General features: G+C 69.6%; 18 protein-coding genes and 2 pseudogenes. 5 read left to right on the top strand and 15 right to left on the bottom strand.

Going from position 1 to position 20,588, the window contains the following annotated elements; all coding sequences use genetic code 11:
* Nucleotides 1–43: 43 nt before the first annotated feature.
* Nucleotides 44–241, top strand: a pseudogene (locus tag OG453_RS30415) (hypothetical protein); the annotation flags it as partial.
* A 99-nt stretch (nucleotides 242–340) separates the two neighbouring features.
* On the opposite strand, the gene OG453_RS30410 reads toward OG453_RS30415, so the two are convergent.
* On the bottom strand, nucleotides 341–781 hold the full coding sequence (locus OG453_RS30410) for a hypothetical protein (RefSeq protein WP_135331090.1): 441 nt from the start codon (nucleotides 779–781) through the stop codon (nucleotides 341–343).
* 346 nt (nucleotides 782–1,127) lie between these two features.
* Between OG453_RS30410 and OG453_RS30405 the strand changes: the two are divergent.
* A pseudogene (locus tag OG453_RS30405) lies at nucleotides 1,128–1,325 on the top strand (CorA family divalent cation transporter); the annotation flags it as partial.
* Nucleotides 1,326–1,329: 4 nt separating this feature from the next.
* Here the strand turns inward: OG453_RS30405 and OG453_RS30400 are convergent.
* The 8 genes from OG453_RS30400 to OG453_RS30365 form a co-directional block, all read right to left on the bottom strand.
* Nucleotides 1,330–2,577, bottom strand: a complete 1,248-nt coding sequence (locus OG453_RS30400; RefSeq protein WP_266871767.1) for a sensor histidine kinase — start codon at nucleotides 2,575–2,577, stop codon at nucleotides 1,330–1,332.
* On the bottom strand, nucleotides 2,574–3,386 hold the full coding sequence (locus OG453_RS30395; protein WP_266871766.1) for a response regulator transcription factor: 813 nt from the start codon (nucleotides 3,384–3,386) through the stop codon (nucleotides 2,574–2,576). Before OG453_RS30395 ends, OG453_RS30400 begins: the two co-directional genes overlap by 4 nt.
* 156 nt (nucleotides 3,387–3,542) lie before the next feature.
* Nucleotides 3,543–4,331 carry a hypothetical protein gene (locus OG453_RS30390; RefSeq protein WP_266871765.1) on the bottom strand — a complete coding sequence of 263 codons (789 nt, stop codon included), beginning with the start codon at nucleotides 4,329–4,331 and terminating at the stop codon, nucleotides 3,543–3,545.
* The gene (locus OG453_RS30385) at nucleotides 4,328–5,263 is read right to left on the bottom strand and encodes an ABC transporter ATP-binding protein (protein ID WP_266871764.1); all 936 of its coding nucleotides are present in this window, start codon (nucleotides 5,261–5,263) and stop codon (nucleotides 4,328–4,330) included. The genes OG453_RS30390 and OG453_RS30385 overlap by 4 nt, the downstream gene beginning before the upstream one ends.
* Nucleotides 5,260–5,463: a hypothetical protein gene (locus tag OG453_RS30380; protein WP_266871763.1), complete on the bottom strand. Its 204-nt coding sequence runs from the start codon at nucleotides 5,461–5,463 to the stop codon at nucleotides 5,260–5,262. Before OG453_RS30380 ends, OG453_RS30385 begins: the two co-directional genes overlap by 4 nt.
* 11 nt (nucleotides 5,464–5,474) lie before the next feature.
* Nucleotides 5,475–6,575, bottom strand: coding sequence for a sporulation-delaying protein SdpB family protein (locus OG453_RS30375; RefSeq protein ID WP_266871762.1), 1,101 nt, complete (start codon nucleotides 6,573–6,575; stop codon nucleotides 5,475–5,477).
* Nucleotides 6,568–7,140 carry an SdpA family antimicrobial peptide system protein gene (locus OG453_RS30370; RefSeq protein ID WP_266871761.1) on the bottom strand — a complete coding sequence of 191 codons (573 nt, stop codon included), beginning with the start codon at nucleotides 7,138–7,140 and terminating at the stop codon, nucleotides 6,568–6,570. The genes OG453_RS30375 and OG453_RS30370 overlap by 8 nt, the downstream gene beginning before the upstream one ends.
* Before the next feature lie 105 nt (nucleotides 7,141–7,245).
* Nucleotides 7,246–7,857 (bottom strand): hypothetical protein, encoded by a 612-nt coding sequence (locus OG453_RS30365; RefSeq protein WP_266871759.1) that lies wholly within the window; start codon nucleotides 7,855–7,857, stop codon nucleotides 7,246–7,248.
* Nucleotides 7,858–9,112: 1,255 nt separating this feature from the next.
* Here OG453_RS30365 and OG453_RS30360 point away from each other — a divergent pair.
* Nucleotides 9,113–9,352 (top strand): hypothetical protein, encoded by a 240-nt coding sequence (locus OG453_RS30360; protein WP_266871758.1) that lies wholly within the window; start codon nucleotides 9,113–9,115, stop codon nucleotides 9,350–9,352.
* Between the two features lie 664 nt (nucleotides 9,353–10,016).
* Here the strand turns inward: OG453_RS30360 and OG453_RS30355 are convergent.
* The 4 genes from OG453_RS30355 to OG453_RS30340 form a co-directional block, all read right to left on the bottom strand.
* Nucleotides 10,017–11,561, bottom strand: coding sequence for a nuclease-related domain-containing DEAD/DEAH box helicase (locus tag OG453_RS30355; protein WP_266871757.1), 1,545 nt, complete (start codon nucleotides 11,559–11,561; stop codon nucleotides 10,017–10,019).
* Between the two features lie 246 nt (nucleotides 11,562–11,807).
* Complete coding sequence (locus OG453_RS30350; protein ID WP_266871756.1) at nucleotides 11,808–12,608, bottom strand: GNAT family N-acetyltransferase; 801 nt, start codon at nucleotides 12,606–12,608, stop codon at nucleotides 11,808–11,810.
* 55 nt (nucleotides 12,609–12,663) lie between these two features.
* Nucleotides 12,664–14,190, bottom strand: coding sequence for an amino acid permease (locus OG453_RS30345; protein ID WP_266871755.1), 1,527 nt, complete (start codon nucleotides 14,188–14,190; stop codon nucleotides 12,664–12,666).
* Between the two features lie 49 nt (nucleotides 14,191–14,239).
* Nucleotides 14,240–15,274, bottom strand: a complete 1,035-nt coding sequence (locus OG453_RS30340; RefSeq protein WP_266871754.1) for a hypothetical protein — start codon at nucleotides 15,272–15,274, stop codon at nucleotides 14,240–14,242.
* Nucleotides 15,275–16,210: 936 nt separating this feature from the next.
* Here OG453_RS30340 and OG453_RS30335 point away from each other — a divergent pair.
* On the top strand, nucleotides 16,211–16,843 hold the full coding sequence (locus OG453_RS30335; protein ID WP_266871753.1) for a TetR/AcrR family transcriptional regulator: 633 nt from the start codon (nucleotides 16,211–16,213) through the stop codon (nucleotides 16,841–16,843).
* Between the two features lie 66 nt (nucleotides 16,844–16,909).
* Here OG453_RS30335 and OG453_RS30330 read toward each other — a convergent pair whose 3' ends face one another.
* Entirely contained in the window at nucleotides 16,910–17,899 is a 990-nt protein-coding gene (locus tag OG453_RS30330; protein ID WP_323178682.1) for an ABC transporter permease, read from the bottom strand.
* Between the two features lie 227 nt (nucleotides 17,900–18,126).
* Here OG453_RS30330 and OG453_RS30325 point away from each other — a divergent pair, with 227 nt between their 5' ends.
* Complete coding sequence (locus tag OG453_RS30325; RefSeq protein ID WP_266871750.1) at nucleotides 18,127–19,497, top strand: phosphatase PAP2 family protein; 1,371 nt, start codon at nucleotides 18,127–18,129, stop codon at nucleotides 19,495–19,497.
* A gap of 12 nt (nucleotides 19,498–19,509) precedes the next feature.
* Here OG453_RS30325 and OG453_RS30320 read toward each other — a convergent pair whose 3' ends face one another.
* Entirely contained in the window at nucleotides 19,510–20,586 is a 1,077-nt protein-coding gene (locus OG453_RS30320) for an LCP family protein (RefSeq protein ID WP_266871749.1), read from the bottom strand.
* Nucleotides 20,587–20,588: the final 2 nt, after the last annotated feature.

The raw sequence follows: 20,588 nt of genomic DNA, 5'->3' as shown, positions 1-20,588 counted from the left end.
GTCGAACTGCGCACACGACCAAACAACTTCCACAGCCACACCTCTGCGCGTAGTCGTCTACCCGCCCGACGCCGAGGGCGGGCGCCGCGTCCGCTGCCACGGCAAGATCCTCGGCCGCGCCCTGCGCCCCCGCGACCTCCTGGAGTTCCTGCGGCGGGCAGGACTGGACCCGGAAAACGTCCGCCTGGACGACCCGCTGCTCATCGAGTGGCGCGGCGGCGGGCCAGCCGTCTGGAACCCCGATCCCTCCGAGGAGCGAACCCAGCAGTGCGGGCCCGTTCACCTTCTCCGGCCACTGCGCCCCGGCGTCGGCCGTCTTTGGCTGGGGGGTGATCCCCGATCAGCGGCGGCCGGTGGCCAGGATGACGAGGAACTGGCCGCCGCCCGCCTCGATGCCGGCGGTCACCGGCACCCCCGGTAGCAGTCGGGAGAACCGGTCCACCAGCCAATCCGCCGCCTCTTGGGCGTCCTTCCTGGTCGGACAACGGCCCACCATCTCGCGGCCCCCCTTGCGCTCCAGCCTGTCGCCAACGGCGATCAGCGGCGCGGGTTCGACCACGTACAGGCGCTCCGGCCAGGCGATGACCACCTTGACCGCACCCTTGCGGCTATTGCACCCGCGGTGCGCGAGCCGCTCGGCGACCTTGGCCTTCCGATCGGCGGTCCGGCTGTCGACACTGGGCCCCCGCGGGTCGTTCACCGACTCGTCGGGGTCGACCGGTTCGTCACACACCCAGCACCGCCAGCCGTCGCGCTCGGCCACATCATCAAGAAGACTCATCCAGGCAAACTAGCCTGCCCGGCCGCCACCCGCGCACCAGGGCCCCGGCCTGCCGACAGCGCTGCGAGGGCCTCGCCGGCGGCGTCGCCCTGCTCGGCCGCGTAGTCCGACCCAGCCGAGCCGGGTGCGCAATCTGCGCGCCCTCCCGGCCAAGCGCCCTCAGATACCGCGCGTAGCCGCCGTGACGAGCCGGGAACCGGACTCGACCAGGGGCGATGCCTCTCCCGAAGCGCCCCTCGCCGGGGAGGATCGGCCGCATCAACAGGCAGCACGGCGAAAGGGCCGGAAAGATGGATCGCCGCAGGCCAGAGCACCTCCCTGGCGGATTTCCGCAGGTCAGCGGCGTGAGGGTGACGACTTCAAGAAGATCTCCTCGTGGGCGGCCATCCTCTTCGCCCCCACCCTGGTCGGCACGATCTACGGCATGAACTTCCACGAGATGCCGGAGCTGGACTGGGGACTCGGGTATCCGTTCGCGATCGTCCTGATGGCGGTGGTGTGCGTGAGCCTGTACTTCATCTTCAAGCGGCGGGACTGGCTCTGAGCCCTCAAGGCCGATGGGTGGCTGCTGTCCGCGGTGCCGTCAGCCGCTGTCTCTCCGGCCCCATGAGCCCGTGCCCCGGAGCCGGGAACGCGGCCCGGAGCAGGAAGGAGCCGTCCGGCGTCGGGCCCGCGGCGAGTGCACCGTCCAGGATGCGGGCGCGTTCGCGCAGACCGGTGAGGCCGTGGCCGCCGCTCGTCTCGGAGGCGGCTCCTCCGGTGGTCTCAGGCGCGGCTTCACCGGTGGTACCCCGGGCCGACGCGCTACGGACCTCGACGACCAGACAGGTGTCGCCGTCCACGGACTCCACGCGCAGCGCGACCGGGGCGCCGACGTCGCCGTGCCTCAGTACGTTGGTCAGTGCCTCCTGCACGGTGCGGTAGGCGGCGAGCTCCACTGTGGCGGGCCAGTACACCCCGTCCCCCGGGGCGATGGTCAGGGGCTGCACCGTGAGTCCGCTGCGCTCGACGAGGGCGGGGATGTCGGCCAGGCGGGAGCCGAGGGGCACGCTCGCCTCCTCAGGGCGCTGTTCCCGCAGCGCCCTGACCAGGTGCCGCATCTCGTCCAGGGCACGCAGGCTCACCGTGCGGATCAGTTCGGCCTCCTGACGGGTGTCCGCGTCCGGGGCCCGCCGGGCCAGCGCCGCCGTCCTGACCGAGATCAGGCTCATCTCGTGCCCCACCACGTCGTGCATCTCGCGTGCGAGCGCGGCGCGTGCGCCCTCCTCGACGGCGGCGCGCTCACTCCTCAGGGCACGCTCGTGGCTCTGCCGCAGGGCAAGGACCTGTTCGGCCACGCGGGCCCGGGAGCGCAGCAACTGCCCGAGCGCCGCCGGTGCCGCCCCGAACACCGTGCAGTACACCAACGCCTGGAGCACGTCACCGGACGCGTGCGGCGATCCGACGCGCCACAGCAGAGAGTCAAGGAGTTCGGCGACGGACACCACGACCGCGCACAGCGACGCCGCCACGAGGGGTAGTACTCGTGCCGCTGCGACCAGGGCCACCAGGGCGGCGAGTTGCATGCCCGCCGGGAGCGCGGGCAGCGTCAGGACGAGCACGAGCACTGGCCGACGCCGCCGCCACGGCAGGGCGGCCAGGGCGAGCACGGTCAGCACCAGGCCGTACGGGCCCGGCTGCTCCTTCTCACCTTCGAGGAGTTCCACCAGCAGGTCGGTGCCCGCGAGGAGCAGTACGGCGGCCTCAATCGCGCAGCGGCGCGCGAACGGCGGGAGCCGAGGCTTGGCCGGAATCATCGGGCCGGTTCCGGCGTCGGCAGTCCGCCGTCGCGTCCCGGAGCCGGCCGAGACCCGCCGACGAGACCGGCCTGATAGGCGATGACTGCGGCTCGTACGCGGTTGTCCGTGCCGAGCTTGGCGAGCGTGGCGCTGACGTGCTCCTTGGCCGTACCGGGAGTGATGGCGAGCCGTTCGGCGATCTCCGGGTTGGACAGGCCGTTGCCGAGCAGCGCGAGCACCTCGTGCTCCCGGGCGGTGAGCCGGGCCAGACGCTCCCGCAACTCACCTGATGCGGTTCGCTGCGCGGCACGGGACGTGTCGTGTCCCGGCAGATCGCGTTCCAAGGCATCGGGGCCGGGAGGTGTCCGGGCGTCGAGCGTGGAGGCGTACCCCTCCACGACCGCCGCGGCGATGGAGGGGGAGAGCACTACACCTCCCACCGCTGCCGCGCGCACTGCGCGGATCAGGTCGTCCGGATCGCTGTCCTTGAGCAGGAAGCCGTCCGCCCCGGCGCGCAGCGCGCGCACCACGTACGCGTCGGCGCTGAAGGAGGTCAACATGACCACGGCCGGCGTCGGAATGCGTCCCTTGAGGTCCTCGAGCACCGCGAGGCCGTCACGTTGGGGCATCCGGATGTCGAGCAGCACCACGTCGGGGGAGTGCGCGGCCACGGCCTTGAGCACGCCGTCCGCCTCGCACGCCTCGACCACGCGTACGTCCCCGGCCGTCTCCAGGACCATGCGCAATCCCGTACGAAACAGTTCCTCGTCATCGACGATCACGACGTCGATGACGTCGTCAGGCCGACCCGCCCGTCTGTTCGCCACTGTCCTCGTCGCCCCCGTTGTCCCCGTTGTCCCCCTGTTGATCAAGTGTCCATCATGGGATTCTCGTCCCGCCTTGTGCAAGCCGGACGAGTGCGAACCGGGGTGATCAGCCCATTCCAGGGCCAACCATCTCAAAACCCGCTGTTTCAGGGCCCGTTATTCCAGGACCCGCTCCGCCCGGAAGACCAGCGGCATCAGCACGAGCAGCACGGCCGTCAGCACCACGGTGCCGCTCACGTACCAGCCCGTCATCGTCGTATACGCGTCCGGCGCCAGGCTGGCGGCCGTCGTCGCCCCCAAGGCGGGGAAAAGGGCGATCGCCCGCGCGAGCCCTCCGCCGAGCCCCGCGGTCGGCCGCAGCCCGGCGGGCCAGCGAAAACCGACGAACACGGTGGCGGACGCGGCCCACAGCACGGAGGCGGCCGGGACGAGCAGCCCCAACAGCAGGTATCCGGCGCTGAGATGAACACTGCTGCCGCCGAGCGTGAGGGCGGCCCAGGCGAGTCCGGTGAAACTGAGTACGAGGACGAGCCAGGACAGCACCCCGGTGATCAGCGCGCACGCGGTGTAGGCGAGGTACACGGAGCGCAGACGGACCGGTGTGGCGAGCAGCGCCTCCATGGAGCCGCCCGCCAGGTCCCCTGAGACGACGGCGCGGCTGACCGCCCCCGTGATCAGCGCGGCGGCCACCCCGAGCAGGGTGGGCGCGGCGAGCAGTGCGGTGCTCAGCGCGCGGGCGGTGGCGGAGTGCAGACCGGCCACGGCGACCAGGCCGTTGTCGGCGGCGACGAGTTCTCCGTGGACCGCGTCGGGGAATATGTGCGGCAGCACGAGCAGCAGGGCGACGAGGCCCGTACCGGCGGCCGCGGGGACGAGCAGGGCCTGGCGGCCCTGGTGTCGCCAGGTGCGGACGAGCAGGGCGCCGAGGAGTCCGCCAGTGGTCATGAGGAATCGTCCAGGAGTTGGTGGATGGCGGTTTCAATGGCAGTTGGAGTGGCGGTCTCAGTGCCGGGTTCCGTGATGCCGGCGGCACCTGCGGAGACGGTGTCCACGGAAACGCGGCCTTCGGAGACGGGGCGTACGTCGGTGACCTCGACACCTCCGGCGACGAGCCCGGCGATGTGCTCACCGATCGTCGTGTCCTGCCCGAGCTCGGCCCGCTCCCAGGCTCCGCCGCCGCGCGAGGTGCGCAGGTCGTACGCAGACGGCGACGCGGCCTGTTCCGCTTCTCCCGCCGCGGGCAGTCCGTGGAGCGCCCCGTCCTTGAGGACCAGCAGGTGTGAGGCGAGCGTCATCGCCTCGGGCACGCTGTGCGTGGAGTAGAGGACGGTCTTGTGCGCGCCCCAGGAACGTACGAGTGCGCGGGTGTGCTCGGCACTGACCGGGTCGAGCCCCGTCATGGGCTCGTCGAGCAGCAGGACGTCCGGGTCGGTCAGGGTGAGCCTGGCCAGGTCGGCCCGTTGGAGCTGGCCCCTGCTGAGCCGGGCGGTACGCCGGCCGAGCAGCCCTTCGATGTCGAACCGCGCGGCCGCGTCCCGTATCCGCTCGGTGTGCAGCGCCCTGTCCAGGCCCTGCACCCGGGCCCAGAACTCCAGGTTGTCCCGCACGCTCAACTGCGGGCTGAGCGCGGCGCGGTGGGTCAGCACGCCGATCGCGCGCTTCGCCTCACGGTGGGTGGCCAGGTCGGTGCCACCGAGGAGAACCCGCCCCGCGAGCGGCGGCAGGATACCGGCCAGGACCCGCATGAGCGTGGTCTTCCCGGCGCCGTTGCGCCCGAGCAGGACATGCACCCCAGGGGCGAGTTCCGTGTCGATGGGGCCGATTTCCGGGCGTCCGCGGTACCCGGCGACGACCCCGTCGAGGCGTACCCCCGTCACGGCGCGTCGAAGAGGGTGCCGCGCTGCTCGGCCGTCAACTCGCTCTCGTCGACACGCCGGAGCAGCGACAGATGCCGACCCGCCTTGCACATGCCCAGCCGGCGCGGGCCGAGCCGGATGGTGGTCACTGAGGCTCCGTGGACCCAGCTTCCCCAGAAGACGTGGTCCTTGCCGCACGCGATGATGGTGTCCGCAGCCATGTGTCTCTCCTTCAGCCGAGGTGGGGGGTATACGTCGGTTCTCTGCCGGCTTCACTGGCTTTCCCGGCTTCACCAGTTCCACCGGCCTCATCTGCCTCATCGAGGTCTTCGGGCTCTTCCGCGACCGAGGGCTGTCGCCCGTCCTGCGGTACGGGGTCCGCGAGTTCCACGCGATCCGGCGTCGCGGCGACCGCGGCAGCACCGATCATGATCAGGCTGAAACTCCACAGGCCGATGGTCGCGATGATGGCGCCGTGCAGCAGAACATCCATCTGGAAGGCCAGCTTCCGCCAACGCTCCGGACCGATCAGCAACGCGGCGATCACCACCTCAATGATGATCGCACCCCAGGTCATCGCGCTGACCAGCAGTCCATTTCCGGACATGTTCAGCAGGGGTGCCGCGAAGGGCTTGGCGACACCGAAGACCGGGTCGCGCAGCACGTAGTACTCGGCCGAACCGTTCAGCCAGTCCGGGACGCCGAACTTGCTGATGCCGGACTGCAGATAGAGGATCACCAGTTGTACGCGCAGAGCCCAGAAGGCGGCGAACGCCACCCCTCGGCGGCGCGGCCCGAGCACGGTGGTCGGCCGCTGCCAGTGCCAACGCCGGTCGTCGGCCAGGCCCATGAGGATCAGGAGCAGGCAGACGATCCGCGCGATGGCCTCACCGCCGTCGGGCAACGCGGTGCTGACGCCGATCGAGTACGCGATCCAGGCGTGGATCCACACTGTCCAGCGGGGCCGGTATCCGCTGGCGACCAGGGCGAGCAGTACGACCATGATCCAGCGACGCCACTCCTGGGAGACCGCGTCACCGCCCACGCAGTACGTGGAGATGGCCTGCACGCCCGCGCAGTGCGGGTAGGGCTGCTCACCGAGGAGGGGGTGGAGCAGCGCGGCGGACGGCGTGAGCGCCAGCGTGATCAGATGCGCCAGGGCGATGATCGTGCGGCCACAGCCGAACCACACCGACCGTGGGTCGAAGCGTCGCAGCGCGTGGTCCACGGCGTAGGGAAGGCTCCCGGGCGAGGTTGCCGTCGCTCGCGCGGCCACCTTCTTGTTCCTGTCGGTCATCGACTTGTTCCTGTCGATCTTCGCCGTCTCAGTCATCGCACCGGATCCGCAGGTGCGCCGCGCGGGTCACGCGCGAGGTGTCGGACAGCAAGTCGCGGTAGGCCCAGGGCACGGGCCGCTGGTTGGTCACGATGACGTCTCCGCAGAGCGAGGGAACGGGCGAGGGATTGGTCACCGCTGCGGCGGGCCGGGCCGCGGCCGTGCGCAGACAGTCGTCGTTGGAGCCCTCGCAGGTCTCCCAGTGATGCACTTTGGAGGCGAGCAGCGCCTCCTCGGGACCTTGGGCGCGCTGCCGCCGCGAGAGGCCGAAGAGGTTCTCGGCCTTGCCCTGTGGGGTCAGCGAGAGGTTCTCTGGCCGCGCTCCGCCGCCGTGCGGCCGGTAGGCGCCGAACTGCTCGCTCTGCGGGTCCTTGGTGAAGAAGGCCCAACCCTGCGGAACGAACGCGGAGAAGGCGGTCTTCACAGGGGGCATCCATGGCTGCGTGGTCACATTGCGCGGCATGGCGAAGTAGATGGAGGCGGCCAGGACGGCGAACAGCGCGGCGGCGGCCGTGACGAAGGCCCGGCGCTCTCGCTGTACGGCCTGGGACGTGTCTCTCATGTTTTTTCCTCGGACGTGTGGGGTGCCGCCCGCCGGGGAGGGCGGCACCCCACACACGGTGTTCACGGAGCCTCGGCGCTCAACGCGCCTTGCCCACCGCGACGTTTACAGAGCCTTGGCCACCGCGACGTTCAGCGCCTCGCGGGTGAACTGCGAGGTGTCGTCGGCGGGCCGGTAGGCAACCACCACGACCACGCCGACCTCGGCGACGGCCGCCACCGTGGTGGCCACCGTGCCGGTCTGGAGAACGACGTTGTCCGTCTTGACCCAGAAGGAGCCGCGCGCGACGCCGTCGGGGAGCGACTTCTTGTCGGTCACCTTGTTCACGTCGGCCGCGAGGCGGGTGAGCGCGGCGTCGACCTTGTACGGGTCGCCGCTCTGCACGTTCTCGGTGACGGCCTTGTGGAACTGCGGGTCGGCCTTGCCCAGCGCGCCCGTGAAGGCGGCCGTCTTCGCCGCGTCCACCTTCTGGTGCGGTATGCCGAACTTGTCGAGCACGTCCGGGTGTTCCTGCGCGGCGCGGCCGCTGCCGAGCGCGAAGAGCCCGACGATTTCCTGGTCGTTGTACGCGCCGCCTTCGGCCGCCCTGCTCTCGCCGCCGTCGCGGTGAGCGGGCTCCGCCGCGAGAGCCGTGGGGGCGAGCGTGGTCAGCACAGCGGCCGCGGTGACCGCGCCGACACCGGCGATCCGGGTACGTCGGGACGCCTTGATCTGCACGTTGTCTCCTCCTCGAAGTTCCGGTCCAGGCGGCTGCCGGGACCAGAACTTGATCTTGGTTGCGGCAGTACGGCGCCTCAAGAAAGAGACCGCAAAGAGGCGGCAACGGGATCATGTCGGCTCTCTCGCCTCGTCCGCGGATCAGGGGGGTTCACCCCCTGCCTGGGGGGTGGGTACCTGCCGATCGTGGGCTGTCGAACGGACGGCACTGACCCAGGGAATGGGAACTGGAGCGCGCCTGACTGGCGCAGGCCTCTCTCGAACCGGAGCAGCACGGTCTGCCCCGCGTGCTGATGAGCATGGTGTGCGTGAGTCTGTACTTCATCTTCAAGAGGCGGGACTGGCTGTAGCCAGCGGGCGGCGGCCGCGGGCATGCCACGTAGCCTCGAACATGCTGGCCAAGGGAGATCACTTCGCCTTGTGGGTGACCGGCGACAAGGGAGGCCTCGTCGCACGAGGGCGTATCACGGGGCCGCCAACGCAAGAGCTCTCAGCGGACATCGAGTACTGGCGTGAAGATCCCGGTCCTCGCTGGTACGTCCCACTGATCGTGGATGAGTGGCTCGACGAGCCAATTCCACGGAGTCAGTTCACCGCAGATTCTCGGTTCGCGGGCAAACCGCCGCTCACCTTTCTCCGAGCCGGCAACCCGCACCCCCTCAACACTCCACAATGGGAAGCTTTCACCGCGTCCTTCGTCCGACAAGAAGCAGAGGGGGAACCCGTTGGGAGCAGGCTCCGGTCACCCCGTCTCCCGATCGGCTGTCAGTACCGCCCTGCGAGCGAGACAGTCGCGCTGTCGATATCACCGCCGAGCCACCCCGATCCTCACCTCGCCGAACGAAACCTCAAGTCGCACCGGAAACTCCAGAACGATCTAGCCACTGCTGCCGAGAAGCGTGGCATGGCGGTCCGTTCACCACTCGTGGAAGAGAACGAGCCCGAGTTCGACGTCGCCTGGTTCAACAGCCGGGGTGTCTTGATGAGCCCACCGAGTCGCGATGGCTCGCATTGTGCGCGCGCATCGGAGTCAAGCTTGCCTGGCCGGGCTGTGAGGATGCCGTCATCAGGTAGGACAACGGCGACGGCCCCGTAGTTGACCCCCTCAGCCGTATCCCCCTGCGGCGTGCACAGGTCGCGGCGCGGCCCACGGTCCGCGACGAGCACCAACGGGCGCCGGTAGGAACGCGGACTCCGATGGCGCGGGAGCCGTCTCCACCTTCAGCCGATGAGGGAAGGTTCGCTTGGCACTGACGTGAAGGCACCCAAGGTGTGTACGGCAAGACGGAATGTCACCGGAAGTCAGCCGTCGGAGGCGCCGGTGACGCTCCCTGCCAGTGCGTGGGTACAGCTCATGCTCATGGTGCCGATGACTGTGCTCATCACCGTCATCGGGCTGATCTGGCCGGCGGGCATCATCATCCCGCCAGCTCGCCAGTACGCCCTCGAAGTGGGTAAGCAGACGACAGGAATGATGCGGGCGTTGACCCGCTGATCTCCACCAGTCGGGGGCTCGGAATCCGGGCCCCCGGCTCCCGTACAGCTCCATGGCCATCGCAAGCCAGGCCAATTGGCGGTGAACCGCCGTCGGCCGTTCCGCCCTTGTCGCCCGAGCACGGCGCCCCGCTCCCGCCGGTGCCCAGGTGGCTACATGCTCCGCCTTCTACAAAGGCGCTGGGGTTCCGGATCTCCCCAGAGGACGTACGCAACGTGCGGCTACCGGTCCACGCTTCCCAGCCACAACACGTCCCTGGCCCTGGTCATTGCCACGAACAGCTGGCTGCACAACAGCTCTTCGCGTTCGCGTGCTGTTTCGGATGCCTCTGGGGCGCCCGGACCGCCGGGCGGTGTCCCGTTCGGCAGGGCGGCATCGTGCTGCGGCAGGTACACGCACTTGAACTCCAGGCCCTTGGCCCTGCGATACGTCCCCAGCTTGACCGCGTCGACGGGGCGTCCGTCGTAGTGCTCCAGCAAGCACACCGGGATCTCCGCCTGGGTGAGCAGCCGCTGGTAGTGGCCGATGGCTCGCGTGGACGGGCACAGTACGGCGGCGTCGGCGCGCGCTCCGTCGGGCAGGGCTCGCAAGGCGTCCAGAAGCGTCTGGTCGTGTTCGGCCGCCGTCGGCTTCGTGACGCGGACCACCTGCCCGTCGTGGTACGTCAGGTCGACGTCCCGGCGGCCGGGTGTGCGCAGGCCGTCGATGTCGTCGAAGGAATCGTCGGCGACGACCGCGAGTGCCGTGTCGAGGATCTGCTTGCTGTTGCGGTAGTTGGTGCGCAGCACTTGTCCGCGGTCACCGCGGATGTCGATGCCTGCGTCGGCGAGGCGGAACCCGCCCGGGTAGACGGCCTGTTGGCCGTCGCCGACCAGCAACAGCCCGTTGGGGGCGTCGCCGACCAAGGCGTGCAGGAGGCGTACCCCGACGAGGGTGAGGTCCTGGACCTCACCCCGACGAGGGTGAGGTCCTGGACCTCGTCCACGATCACCGCCGCATAACGCGGCCCGTCCGTGCGCCGCTTCGCCTCCGCCAGAGCGAGGGACAGGACGTCATTGAAGTCGTGCACGCCGCGCTCGACGCGCAGGGACTCGTACTCCTCGTACAGCGCCCACACCGCCTGGCGATGCGGCTGACGCAGCATCGTCCTACGGCGGCGCCGGGGCACGGCCGCGTAGTCCTCGTAGGTGGTGATGCCGCGGCCCTTGATGACGTAGGCGATCTCGTCGCGCCAGTAGGGCGGGGCGGGGTCTATCTCGGCAAGCCGACTGTCACGGCCGACGCGCTTCCAGGCGAGGCTGAAGGCGGTCTCGGCCTTGTCGGCGTGCAGTCGGACCTGAACTCCGCGTTCCTGCAGGAACTCGTGCGCCCAGGAGTGCAGGCTGCGGAAGTCCACCCGGTCCGCGACGGCCGGGGACATGGTCTTGAGGAAGGTGCTCTGCACCCGTGGGAGATTGTTGGCGAACGTCACGTACAGGATCCGGCCGCTCGTGCGTCGGGCGAGGTGCGCCGCGCGGTGCAGGCCGACCACCGTCTTCCCCGTTCCCGCCGGACCGCTGATGCGTGCCGGGCCCGACCAGTTGCGGCGAACCAGCGCGACCTGGTCGGGGTGGAGGAACGTCATCCACTGCTCGATGGGGGCCCGTAACGCCTCCTCCAGGGCCGCGTCCCGCAGGCCGGACAGGTCGAAGAGGCCGTCGGATTCCGCCTGTTCGGGATGTGCCGGGACGGACTGCGCCTGCTGCCCGACCCGCGATCCCTCGTAGTCGGGGAAGACACGCTCCAGATGGTCGGCGATCGCGCGGACCGATTCCGTACGCAGCCTGCCGCGCTCCGCCAGAAGCGCGGGGCCGACTTCGTGCTCGCCCAGAAGCCGGATCCTGCCGAGCTCGGCGTCGACCCGCCGGCCCGCGAAGACCATGAGCGGCTGAACTGCCACCGGCGACAGGCCGAGAGACGCAACCGCTCCCTCAGCGGCCTTCGTCACCGCCACCAGCTTCGCCGCGTGCTCGTCGCGCGGCTCGCCTCCGGCGCAGAGCTTGCCGCCCGAAGTCTCGGGTGCAGACCGCCAGTTCTTGACGTCGATGACGAAAACACCGCCGGGGCCCACCAGCAGCATGTCCACATTGGCAGTACGCGTCCCCGGCCATCGCCGGTCCACGAGCAGCCGCCACCCGCGCTCCGTGAGCACCAACAGCTGGGCAGCCACCCGGCGTTCGCCCTCGCTCGCCGCTTCCCATTGACGCGCCTGCCGACGAGCGGCCTGCCACTGTTCTCGCAGCTCCCGCTCCTGCCGCCATGCCCAGCCCCCCTCGTACGCGGAGTAGCGATCATAGGACCGTCCGCGGGCGGAAAGGCAGGGTGCACAATCGCCAAGTCGGAAGCCATCCTCTTCGCCTCCACCTCGCGATCCTGCTCGTCCAGGCCTCGTCCAACGTGGGCCGGCCTCCTCGGCTCACTCCTTCAGGTTGTAGAAGTGGATGGGTGAGTTCGGCTTGAAACCGATACGCGGGTACACGGGGGCCCCGGCGACGGTCGCGTGCAAAGTGGCGCGGGTCAGGCCGGTGGCTCGGGCGCCCTCGTGCAGTGCCTTGCGCGTGACCGCCTCGCCATAGCCCCTGCGCTGCCACTGCGGATCGGTGGCGACATAGGCGACGAAGAGGCGGCCTTGCGCTTCGACCGTCGCGGCGCATGCCACCGGAACGTCGCCTCGCATGGCCAGGTAGGCGTACATCTCGCTCTTCCAGTGCGCGGATCCGACCAGGCCGTCGCGGCCTTCCTCCAAGGGGAACCCGTAGGCGTGTGCTTGGAGGTCCGCGTAGGCCCGCAAGTGCTCGTCGGTGCGCACCCGCACGAACGTCAGGTCGGGGTGGACCGGGTCGGGGATGGGCAGCAGGTCTCCGGCCATTCCCGTGCCGGGGAAGGCGTACTGCAGGCCGGCCTGCTCGGCCGCCTTGGGCAGCGCGGTGCGCGCCTCGTCGTCGAGGAGGTCCTCGAAGAGCCACAGGAAGCCCGGGTGCTTCTTCGCGCGCATGATGTCCGCCGCCTGGCTCAGGCGTTGTGCGACGAGATCGGCTCCTGCTCCTGCGTCGGTCAGAGTGATGCAGTTGTAGAACGAGAACTGGCAGTCGGCCCAGCGGACGGCGATGCCGGGGAGGTCGCGCACATCCGCGTCCGCGTCGCGGTCGAGCACCAGGGCACGCCAGGCGACGGTGAGCTGCTGTGCCGATTCGATGGACTCCGTGAGGCCGGTCACCGTACTCCCATGGGTTGTTGAGGAACTGGGCATGCGGCACGCGGTGTCGCCGTCATCAGATGATGCCTTCGAACTGTTTGTCCTCGGTGGAGGAACTGGAGCGGGGCACGTGGTACGAGTCGCGTCCGAAGCGCCGCCACAGGGCGGCTATGAGGAAGGCCACCACTACGGCGACGGGGGTGTAGTTGAAGGTCTTGGCGGTGATCGGGCTGCTCTGCGGGAGCAGGAACAGCACCGTGACCGCGGCCGCCCACACCACCGCCACCCAGCCGATCGGCCGGCTCCAGCGGCCCAAGTTCCAGGGCCCCGGGGTGAATCGGTCGCTGTGGAGCAGTCGCAGCAGCACCGGGATGGCGTACGCCGAGGTGAATCCCACGACCGAGATGGCGGTCACCGCCGAGAACGCCGCTGTGGAATACAAGGACGGCAGCGCGAGCACGAAAGCCACGGCGACCGCGAGCCAGACCGCGTTGGCGGGGATGGCGGTGCGGCGGCTGACCTTCTTCCAGCGCCCCGATCCGGGCAGGGCACCGTCCCGGGCGAAGGCGTAGATCATCCGGCTGGCGCTTGCGGTCACGGTGTAGCCGCACAGGAACTGGGCCACGATGATCACTAGCAGCAGGGCCTTGGCCGCCGCCTCGCCCAGCGCGTCCAGAAGGATCTGTGCCACTGGTACGCCGGTCGGTCCTGACAGGGTCGTGGTGTAGTCCTGGATGGCGAACAGCAGTGTGAGCAGCAGGATGCCGCCGGCGATCCAGGACACCGCCACCGAGCGGAAGACTCCGCGGGCCGCGGCGACGGAGGCGTGGTTGGTCTCCTCGCTCAGGTGGGCCGAGGTGTCGTAGCCGGCCAGGGCGAAGACCGGCAGCAGCATGCCAAGGAGGATCACGTAGACCGGGGCACTCCAGCCCGTGTTGTTGGTGAACTCGGTGAAGACGAAGCCGGCCGACTGGTGGTCGGAGGGCACGAACGCCAGGGCGCCGACGATGACGACGGCCCCCGCCAGGTGCCACCACGCGCTCACGGACGTCAGGATGTTCATCAGCCGGGTGCCGAAGAGGTTCAGGACCGCGTGCAGCGCGAGGATGATCCCGTACAGAAGCAGCAGGGATTCCGGGGTCGGCGTGTAACCGAACTGCAGGTTCATCCACGCGGCGGTGAACGTCGCTATGCCGTAGTCCTGGGCGGCGATTCCGCCGAGCAGGCCCAGGAGGTTGAGCCAGCCGGTGTACCAGCTCCACCGCTCGCCTCCGAGCTGGCGGGCCATGTAGTACAGGCCGCCGCTGGTGGGGTAGCGCGATGTGATCTCCGCCAGGGCCGCGGCCAGGCACAACACCAGCGGCCCGACGGCGAGCCACCCCCACGTGATCACCGCGGGGCCTCCCGAGTTCAGGCCGTAGCCGAACAGCAGCAAGGTCCCCGACATGATCGAGATGACCGACAGGGAGGCCGAGAAATTGCCGAACGCTCCCATCCGGCGGTGCAGTTGCTGGGTGTAGCCCAGCGACTGGAGGATGCGCGCGTCCTCCCCGTCGTCATCGACCGGGTTCGGCTGCTGTCGCGGTGTTCTTACCGAAGTCATGGGTTCTCCGCACAGGATGGCTGAAACAGGGGGTGCAAGCGGGGTGGTGTCATGGGTGTTCTCCCGTATGCCGCGGGTGGGACCTCAGGCAGGCGACGCGGTCCTCCTCGAATGCCTTCCGCCACTGGTCCTCGGGGTACCGGGCGTCGTACTGCCACGGGGCGGGAGTGGCGAAGTCGCCGATGGCGTCGAAGACTTCGGTGGCCCACTGGGCGAAGCCGCCCCTCGCCAGGGCGTATGCGAGGTAGTTGAGATCCAGCTGGGAACTGGTGGCCGGATCGCTTTTCTGGAACCAGCCCTCGAATGCCTGCGTGACGGCCCGGGTGGTGTCCTCCCTGGTCCACAGGAGGTTCAGCATGACCTCGGCGCCCCTGTCCCGTCGCTCCCGGTGTTCCTGCACACGGGCGTAGAGCGGCAGCAGAAGCAGTGGCGAGTCGGGCGGCGCGAAGGAGACCGACCAGCGGGCGAAATCCGTCGCGACGGCCTGGCGGCCCGCAGGACCCGGGCGGGCCTGGAGCGCCTGGGACATGCGATGCCATGCCTCGCGGTTGAACGGATCCCGTCGGTGCACCTCCCCCAGCAGGCCCCATGGCCCGCCAGGCAGCAGATACTCATGGGGAGGCGGAGCCACGTGATGCTCCGGGTAGCGTCCCGTCACGTCCGTTTCGGCCAGGGCCAGGCGACAGATCCAGGGCACCGAGTCGTCGGGATTCCCGTCGCCCGCCTTGCGGCACGCCTCCCGGGCCCGGGCCACCAGTTTCTCCAGGTCCCCTGCCCGCCGGTAGTCACGCGCCCAGTTCCTTCGGTGGGCCTGCAGCACCCGTTCGGTGGCGACTCTGGCGTACATCACCCGGGCGGCGACGCTCTCCGGTTCCTCTTTCAGCCATAACTCCACGACGTTGGCCTGAGCTGCGACAACCCCAAGCACTTGCGTACGGGATGTCCACTGCGGCCAGTTGCCCGTGCGGGCAAGGACCTGCCGCATCTGCATCCAGTAACCCGCCTGAATGTCCTGCACTGCCGCATAGAGGTCTGTGTCTCGGCCGACCGGGTTCGCCCGGCCGGCGGGGTTCGAACTCTCCATCAGCGCCTCCCCCGGCCGGCCGGACACAGGGCGGACCGCAGGGGGCCGCCGGCTGGAGCCGCTGGGGCCGCGGGGAGGCGGGTCTGCGTGCGGCGTCTGGGCGGTCTGGGCGCCTTCACGCGGCGACCGGCCGGTCCGGACGGCGCTGCCGAGACCTGGTGGCGCGCCCGACGGGCCCCAGGTCGACGGTGCCCTCGGACGCGACCCGGTGGTGCGGCGCGCGGCCCGGCTGCGCAGGGCATGCTCTGCGGCGGGCCACCTGCCGGCCGCTGCCGTAAGCGCTGAGGCTCGCCGGGTGGTGTGAGCACGACAACGAGCGGTGTGCACTGGCGGGCATAGGCAGAAGGACCCTCGGGACAGTTGGGACGGGGTGGCACGGTCGTGCAAAGGACAGCGGTGTGGGCCGAGTGCCTGAGAGGTACTTAAGTGCCTGGAGAGGCGCGTGACCAGAGAATCCCAAGATTGTCCGGTTACGCGGATGCAGGTTTCGGCCATGCGGCAGGCGAGCGTCGCCATCCGTGACCAAACCTGCCGCCCGCAGCCCTGAGCGGAAGCGGGCGGCCCCCTGGCGTGCGGGCGGACAGTTGAACAGGAGCCGGACCAGCCGTCGGTCCGACGACGGAACCCACAACCGCTCACCACGAGCGCGCCCGGTTCGGGCGGCGTCAACTTGCTTGCGAGATAGGCAAGTTGAGGCCTGCCGATGGTGAACAGGCGTCCCGGTGACGGTCTTCCGGACGCGGAATCATTCGGCCAGTTCGATGCGGTGGTCACTGACTGTGAGCAGCCGCCCGCCGTGGGTGTAAGTGCGCGGCCATAGGCACTTTGGTGATCCGCTCGCGACGGTAGCGGCGAGCCGCCAGACAACAAGCTGAATGCTCGTTTTATTTTGTCCGAGGCAGGCAGTGAAACGAGTATCCGTTCTACAATCCGGGCATGCCCCGCGTATCCCAGTCACACCTCGACGCCCGCCGTCGCCAGATCCTCGACGCGGCCCGCCGCTGCTTCATCAGCAACGGCTTTCACGCCACCTCGATGCAGGACATCCTGCGCGAGGCCGACCTGTCCGCCGGTGCCGTCTACCGCTACTTCCAGGGCAAGGACGACATCATCATGGCGATCGCCACCGACGCGCTCGGCGAGCTGACCAGCGCCTTCGATGCGGCGCTGGGGGGTGAGACCGCCCGTCCACTGGATGAGGCGCTCGACGAGATGCTCGGCGTCATCCGCCGCCTTTCGGACACGCAGGACATCGCCCGGCTCATCCTGACCGTGTGGGGCGAAGGGGTGCGCACCCCCGAACTCGCCGCGTTCTTCAACACGACCTTCCACGGCGTGCGTCAACTCGTGAGCCGTGCCGTCGTCCAGCATCAGGAGCGCGGGCTGCTGCCGAGCGATGTCTCCGCCGACGGCGTCGCGCGCGTACTGATCGGCGCTCTGCACGGCTATGTGATCCAGATGGCGCTTCTCGACGACCCCGACCCCGAGGCCTTCCGGAGCAGCCTGCACATGTTCATCGGAAACACCGTCAGAGCTGACCCCGGTGCCGCTTCGATGCCGCACTCCTGAAGGACCGCGGGGGAAGGGGGAGACGAGGTCTCCGCAGAACGGACCGGTGGGGTCGACCCCCAGGCGTCAGCCGGCCGACCCGCCTGAGAACTCGATGTCCCGCGCAGGTGTGGGCTCGTCGTCACCCACCGGCTCCGCGCCGGACCGTCGGATGCCGAACAGGACTCCCGTCACGCCGAGCCCGGCCCACACGAGCAGCACGGTCAGCGGTGCGGCACTGGCCGCGCCGTCGAAGAAGGCAGTGCCTCGCAGCAGGTTTCCGCCCGCGCCCGGGGGCAGCATCTGCCCGATCCAGCCCGCCGGTTCGGGCAGCATCTCCGGGGCCGACGAGACGCCGGCGAAGGGGTTGCCCAGGAACACCATGAGCAGCGAGACGCACACCATGCCGGCCCGGCCGATCAGTGCGGCGGATCCGGCCGACATCACCGAGATGGCGAGCACGGTCAGGCCCATCACCGAAGCGTTGACCGCCCAGTTGCCGTCCACGATGCCGAGCCAGGACTGAACGATGAGGCCGCCGCACACGCCCGCGAGCGCCGCAGCGGTGAACAGGCCGCCCAGCTGCAGCATGCCCGGCTTGCTGAGCATGACGATCAGGATCGCGCTGAGCACGCCGGTGAGGACCAGCGGCAGCACCGATGAGGAGAAGCCCGTGCCATTCGGGTCGTCCGGGTCGGACGCCACCACGTCGACGGTCCGCGCCGTGGCTTCCTTGCCCGCGATCTGGCCGGCGAGTGCATCACCGGCCTTGGTGACGACCTGGGCAACGGGCGCGCTGGCCGCCGTGGCGGTCAACGTGGTGACGCCCTTCGGGGACACCACGAACGCTCCGTAGACGTCCCGGTCGCGGATCGCCTCGCGCGCCTCGCCCTCGCCGGCGTAGATGTGCACGTCGAAGGCGTCGCCGCGCTGGAGGCCGCTCTTCAGCTTTTCCGCCGCCGGCATGGGCGCCACCACGCCTACCGGGAGGTCGCGGGGTGCCAGTCGGGACGAGGACCACGCGAACGCGGACAGGGCCAGGGTCACGATGACGGGGACAAGTAACACACCCACCATCAGGCGTCGCAGAGACGCTGAATCCGGAGAGGCCATAACAACTCCTAGAAAAACGAACGCTCGATTACTTTACGGTGAGTGTGTACCCGGGCACGAGGCACCGTCAAGGCGGGGTGAAGGGGGCCACCGGGACGGCGGCGGCTCTGCGGTGCGGCGGCTGTCTGTCAGACGGCAGCAATGCCGTAGCGGGGAGCACGAACGCCAGGCCGATACATATAGTTTCGCTGGTGTTTCCACGAATAGACCGCAGAACCAAGTTCGCCGCGTGGTGCCGGCCACGGGTGATCCTGTGGGCCACGGCCGGTGTGGTGGCCCTCGGATTCCTTGTCGCGCTGGAGATCGCCGCGCGTCGCTACGGCGGCGTGCCGGGGCCGATCACCAATCAGGTGCGAGAGGTGCTGTTCCCGCCCAAACCGGGGCCGCTGTACGGCGGTCTCGCGTTGATGATGGTCGTGCTCAGCTGGCGCCAGCGGTTCATCGCGGCGGGTGCCGCTGTCGGCATCGACGTCGTCTTCGTGGTGGTGCGGTGGGCGGTCGACGCCGAGGTGCCCGAGGGGCAGGCCTTCGGCAATGGCGCGCTGTGGGTGATGCTGGGCTGTGCGGTCTTCGCGGTCACGCGCCGCACCGGCCGGGAGCGGATTCTGCTGCTCAAGGGCGTCGGCCTCGGGCTGCTCCTGGTGGCCGGCCGCAAGACCGGTGACACCTGGCTGCTCATCACGGCGAAGACCCGCCCGACCGTGCTCGACCCTTATGTGGCGACCGCCGATCACGCGCTGGGTGACCCGTCGTGGCTTGCGGGCCGAATACTCAGGGCCTCCGGCCCGGTCAGCACCCACATTCTCGACCTGGTCTACGCCCAGCTCGCGGTGGCCGCGGTCGCCGTCGCCCTGTACCAGCTGCGCAACGTGGCTGCCGAGGGGCGCTTCCCGCGCCATCATCTGGTGCGCACCTTTCTGGTCATCGGCCTGCTCGGTCCCGCCGTCTACATGATCTTCCCCGTGGTCGGGCCGATCTTCACCTACGGCCCGGGGACCTCCGGCACCGGCGGCCTGCAGTGGGCGGTGGCCGACCTGTGGCCGCACACGCCGCCGCCGATCGGCAACCCGCACCCGGTGCCGTACGACGGGATCACCCCTCGCAACTGCATGCCCAGCCTGCACACGGCGTGGGCCACCGCGATCTTCCTTCACTCCCGCAAGGGGCCGCGCCTGCTGCGCTACGCGGGCACGTTCTGGCTCGTCGCCACGCTCGGCGCGACGCTGGGCTTCGGCTACCACTACGGCGTGGATCTCATCGCCGGCGTGGTGTTCGTCCTCACGGTCGAGGCCGCGCTGCGTTCGCTCGACCGCGGCTGGGACCGGCAGGGCATCCAGCTGGTCGCCTATGGCACAACGGTCTTCGCCGCGCTCCTGGTCGCCTATCGCTATCTGCCGGTGGAGATGGCCAAGTATCCGGGTGTGTTCGGACCGCTGCTGATTCTGGCGCTGGCCTCCATGCTCTACGGCTACGTACGGACCACCAGGCTGTGGGACGCGACGCCCGCGCCGGTGCGGCTGCCGCGGCAGGCCGAACCGCAACCGGCGGCCGAACTGGTGTGAGCCGGGCCGGGTTCAAGGGCGGCCCGTCTCCGTCACCGGGCGGTCGTGGCGCAGGTCGGCGAAGAGGCGGGCCGACCTCTTGGCGTCCCACTTCAGTACGTTGCCCTTGGGGGTGGGGACGCCGATGCCGGACACGGGTACGTTGATCTGCTTGCCGTGGCCGCCCGTGACGCTCTGCGCCGCGCGGAACATCCTGGTGAGATCGCGCAGGCTCATGTCCTTGTCGACGATGAGCGTGTCCAGTCCGGCCTGCATGGCCGGGCCCATCTCCAGCGGGTCGAAGAGGGTGTCGGGGCGTGCGGCCTGGTGGGCGAGGGTCGACAGGAACTTCTGCTGGTTCTTCGACCGGCCCAGATCGCCCTCCTTCTCCTGGTGGCGCTGGCGGACGAACGCGAGCGCCTGCTTGCCGTTCAGGGTGTGGCAGCCCTTGCGCAGATCGGCGCCCGATTTCTCGTCCTTGATGTTCCGGTCCAGGCACATCCGTACGCCGCCGATGGCGTCGACGATGTTCACGAAACCGGCGAAGCCGATCTCCGCGTAGTGGTCGATGCGCAGACCGGTGTTCTGCTCGACGGTGTGCACTAGGAGTTCAGGGCCGCCGTAGGCGAAGGCGGCGTTCAGTTTGTCTCCCTCGGGGCGCTTCGTCTTGCCCGTCGACGTGTCGAGGCGGCCGGGCACGGTGACCCAGGAGTCGCGCGGCAGGCTGACCATGCTGGTGCCGTTGGCCCCGGTGTGCAGCAGCATCATCGAGTCGGTGCGCCTCCCTCCTCCCCCGCCGGCGTGCAGGTCCTGCACGTCGTCCTCGGAGAGCCCGTCGCGGCTGTCCGAGCCCACGATGAGGTAGTTGGTGCCCTTGCCGGGCGCCGGGCGGTCGCCGTACGCGCCGAGGTCGACGTCACGGTTGAGCCGGGTCTCGGCCCAGCCGTACGTGCCGCCCGCCGCGACGACCACGACGGCCAGCAGGACGAGCACCGTCCGGCGCAGCCTTCTGCGCTTCACCTTCGGCTGCCGGGCGTGGGCGCGCCGGGGTCCGTAGCGGGAGCTGGGGCGGTCGGCGAACCGTTCACGTGTGGCAAGCGGGTCTGTCATGG

The organism is Streptomyces sp. NBC_01381, assembly GCF_026340305.1.
In the GTDB taxonomy this organism is placed as follows: Bacteria; Actinomycetota; Actinomycetes; order Streptomycetales; family Streptomycetaceae; genus Streptomyces.
The sequence above is the reverse complement of the archived record's forward strand: the minus strand, read 5'-3'. Positions and strand labels throughout refer to the sequence as shown.